The sequence below is a fragment of the Kutzneria sp. 744 genome (assembly GCF_000568255.1).
Taxonomy (GTDB): Bacteria; Actinomycetota; Actinomycetes; order Mycobacteriales; family Pseudonocardiaceae; genus Kutzneria.
This window is the reverse complement of record NZ_KK037166.1, coordinates 1107098-1111216: the sequence shown is the minus strand read 5'-3', so window position 1 is coordinate 1111216 and position 4119 is coordinate 1107098. Positions and strand designations below refer to the sequence as shown.

Sequence of the window (4119 nt, the reverse complement as noted above, 5' to 3'; positions counted from 1 at the left end):
CGACGTTGGCCACGGTGGCGTCGAGCACCCGACGGAGTTGTGCGTCGTCGAAGCCCCGCATCTCCTCGTCGGTGCCGAGCAGGCGGACGAGCTCCTCCTTCAGCTCCTCCTCGTCGGCCGGAGGCTCGGCGGTTGTGGTGCCGAGACGCCGGTAGCCGGCGTGAAGATCGTCGTAAACCTGGCGCGCGGACATCGGGCGGCGCAGCGACGGCTCGACCGGGTAGGCGTCGAGCACGACCAGCACAGGAACTTCGTCGCCGGCCTGGCGGAGCGAAGCGGCGACGGCATGGGCCAGGTGGCCGCCCATGGACCAGCCGAGCAGGTGATACGGCCCGGTCGGCTGGACCTTGCGGATCTGGTCGACGTAATCGCCGACGAGCTCCTCCAGGGTCGCCGGCGGCTGCCCGCCGGACAGGGACCGGGACTGGAGGCCGTAGACCGGGGTGTCACGGTCGAGCCCGCGCAACAGCGTGGAGTAACACCAGCTCAGCCCGCCGACGGGATGCACGCAGAACAGCGGATGTCCGTCGCCGCCGGTCCGCAGGGGCAGCAGCATCGCGAACGGGTCCCGCTCGTCGCCTTCGTCGAGCTGCGTGGACAGTTCGGCGACGGTGGCGGCGTCGAACAGGGTGCGGATGCTGAGCTGGGCCCCGAGCACCGCGCCGATCTTGCTGACGAGTTGCGTGGCCAACAGCGAATGCCCGCCCAGGTCGAAGAAGTTGTCGTCGATCGACACCTGCTCGACCTTGAGCACCTCGGCGAAAAGCTGGCACAGCAACACTTCCCGCGGCGAACGCGGGCCACGGCCCTCGATCGAGGTGACGTCGGGGGTGGGCAGCGCGCGGCGGTCGACCTTGCCGTTGGGGGTCAGCGGCAGCTCGTCCAGCCGCACGAAAACCGAAGGCACGTAGTACTCCGGCAGCGAAGCGCCGATGAATCGCCGCAGCTCGGCGGAATCCAGGTCGTCGCCGACGACGTAGGCGACGAGCGCGGCGTCGTGGACGGCGACCGCGACGGCGTCGATGCCGGGGTGCCGGCCCAGCGCTGCTTCGACCTCGCCGAGCTCGATCCGCAGCCCCCGCACCTTGACCTGATCGTCGGTGCGGCCGACGAACTCCAGCTGCCCGTCGGCCCGTCGGCGCACGACGTCGCCGGTCCGGTACATGCGGCTTCCATTGGCGGCGAAGGGATCAGCGACGAAACGCTCGCCGGTCAGCGCGGGCCGGCGCAGGTAGCCCCGGGCAAGGCCGGCACCGGCGAGGTACAACTCTCCCGGCACGCCAACGGGAACCGGCGTCAACCGGCCGTCCAGCACGTACGCCGAGACGTTGTTCACCGGTGCGCCGATGAGCACGGGGTTGGCCTCATCGCCCCAGACGGTGAAGGTCGACTCGATGGTCGCCTCGGTCGGCCCGTAAGCGTTGATGAGCATCCGCCCCGGCTGCCACGCCCGGATCACCTCCGGACGCGACGGCTCGCCGCCGACGACCAGCACCTCAAGCTTGGGCAGCTCTCGCGGTTCCACGGTCGCGAGCACCGCGGCCGGCACGGTGGCGTGCGTGATGTCCTTGTCCTGGAGGACTTCCCCGAATTCGACGCCGGCCGGCGGGATCACCAGGCAGCCGCCGAAGAACAGCGCCTGCGCGAACTCGGACAGGGACACGTCGAAGCTGGGGGAGACGAAGGTCAGGACCCGTCGGTCGGGGTCGGCGCCGAACCGCCGGCCGTACTCGACGATCAGGTTGAGCAGCGCGCGATGCGGCACCACAACGCCCTTGGGCCGGCCGGTCGAGCCGGACGTGTAGATCACGTAGGCGGAGTCCTCGGGCTGGAGGGCAACCGCCGGGTTGTCGGTGTCGAAGCCCTGAGCCTCAATGGCGGAGACGACACAGACCGGATTGACGTCGCCGAGGATGAACTCGATGCGTTCGGCCGGGTAGCCGGGGTCGACGGGCACGTAGCCGGCGCCGGACTTGAGGATCGCCAGGCAGGCGACGATCAGCTCGATCGACGGCCTGATCGTGACGGCCACGTGCTCGCCGGGGCGTGCGCCCTGATCGATCAGCTTGCGCGCCAGCTGGTTTGCGCGCTCGTTGAGCTCGGCATAGGTCAAGGTTTCGTCGCCGCACTCCACGGCTGGCCGGTTCGGCGTGCGCTCGACCTGGGCCTCGAACGCCGCCGGCAGCGTGGTTGCTTCGTGCCCGAAGGGCAGGCCTTGCAAAGGCTTGCGCTCATCGGCGGTGAGGATGTCGACATCGCTGACCCGGGTCTTCGGTTGCGTGACGACAGTTTCGATGAACTTGGTCAGTCGGTCCACAATGGACTGTGTCGTCCGGCGGTCGAACAGGTCGGTGGCGTATTCCAGCACGCCCTTGATGCCGTCCCCCTCGGCCAGGACGAAGGACAGGTCGAACCGCGTGGTGCCGGTGGCGACCTCGTGCGGCCGAACGGTCAGCCCCGACAGCTCCAACTCGCCACCGGTGTTGTTCTGCAGCGCCAGAAGCACCTGGAACAACGGGTGGTGGGTCAGCGACCGGGTCGGGTTGACCACCTCGACCAGTCGCTCGAACGGAACGTCCTGGTTGGCGTACGCGGCGAGGTCGGTGGTGCGGACCCGGTGCAGCAACTCGGTGAACGTGGGATCGCCGGACAGGTCGTTGCGTAGCACCAGGGTGTTGACGAAGAACCCGACCAGGTCGTCCAGCGCCTCGTCGAGACGGCCCGCGACCGGTGTGCCGATGGCGATGTCGGCGCCGGCGCCGAGCCGGCTGAGCAGTGACGCCAGCGCGGCCTGGAGGATCATGAACGCCGTGGTCCCGGTGGCCCGGGCCAGTTTGGCCATGCCGGCCTGCACCTCCGTGTTCAGCTCGAACTCGACGACATCGCCGCCGCGGGTGGCGTTCGCCGTACGGGGGCGGTCCGTGGGCAGTTCGATGGCGTCCGGCAGCCCGGCCAGCGCCTGCCGCCAGTGGTCCAGCTGTCCGGAGAGCACGCTGGTCGGGTCGTCGTCCGCGCCGAGAACTTCCCGCTGCCACACCGTGTAGTCGGCGTAGTGGATGTTCAGCGGCGGCAGGTCCTGGCCGGCGTAGGCGGCGGACAGGTCGCGGAACAGCGGGGCCAGTGACCAGCCGTCGCTGGCGATGTGGTGCACCAGCAGCAAAAGCACGTGCTCGGTGTCGCTGATCCGCGCGAGCGTGGCGCGGATCGGGATCTCGGTGGCGAGGTCGAAGGCATAGCCGGCCGCCTTCGGCAGCGCGTCCGGCGTCATGTCGACGATCTTGAACGGCACCTCGGCGTCGGTCAGGATCCGTTGGTACGGCTGGCCGTCGACGTCCGGGAACACCGTCCGCAGGCTCTCGTGTCGGGCCAGGACCTTGGCGATCGCCCCGCGCAGGGCCGGGATGTTCGGCGTCCCGGTCAGGTGCAGCGCCATCGTCAGGTTGTACGAGGCGCTGGGGCCCTCCATGCGGTGCAGGAACCACAGCCGCCGCTGCGCGAACGACAGCGGCACCAGCTCGGGCCGCTTGCCGGCCAGCACCGGCGGGCGGGTGGTGCCGCCGGCGACGACGAGCGAGGCCAGCCCCGCCGCCGTCGGCGTGTCGAAGACGGCGCGGATCGGCAGTTCCGCGCCGAAGACCGTGCGGATACGGCTGAGCAGCTTCACCGCCGAGAGGGATTGCCCACCCAGCGCGAAGAAATCGGCGTCGGGACGAACCTGGTCGACGCCGAGGATCTCCGCGAACAGCGTGCAGAGGATCTCCTCCTGCGGGGTGCGCGGCTCGGCGATCTCCACGGCGACGGCGTCTGTGTTGCTGGCGGCAAGGTCCAGCGCGGGCAGCGCGGTGCCGAAGTCGTCCCTGGTCAGGAGATCCGTGAGGCGGTCGGCGACGGCGCGGATCGTCGCCTCGTCGAAGGCGTCCGGGCGGTACTCCAGACGGAGCTGGAGCCGGCCCTGGCGGGTGCCGGCGGTCAGCCTCAGCGGCAGGTGCGCGGCGTCGTAGCCGGCGATGTCCGTGACGGTCACGCCCCGGATCGGCTCGGCGGGCGTCTCGTCGAGCGGGTAGTTCAGCACCACGGTGACGGTGTCGAACATCTCGCCCTGACCGGCGGCCCGCTGGA

The 4119-nt window shown here is 70.0% G+C and carries 1 protein-coding gene; it reads right to left on the bottom strand.

Annotation, left to right across the window (positions count from 1 at the left end):
- A partial coding sequence (locus KUTG_RS04775; protein ID WP_052393960.1) for a non-ribosomal peptide synthetase occupies nt 1-4119 on the bottom strand: 4119 nt, incomplete at both ends.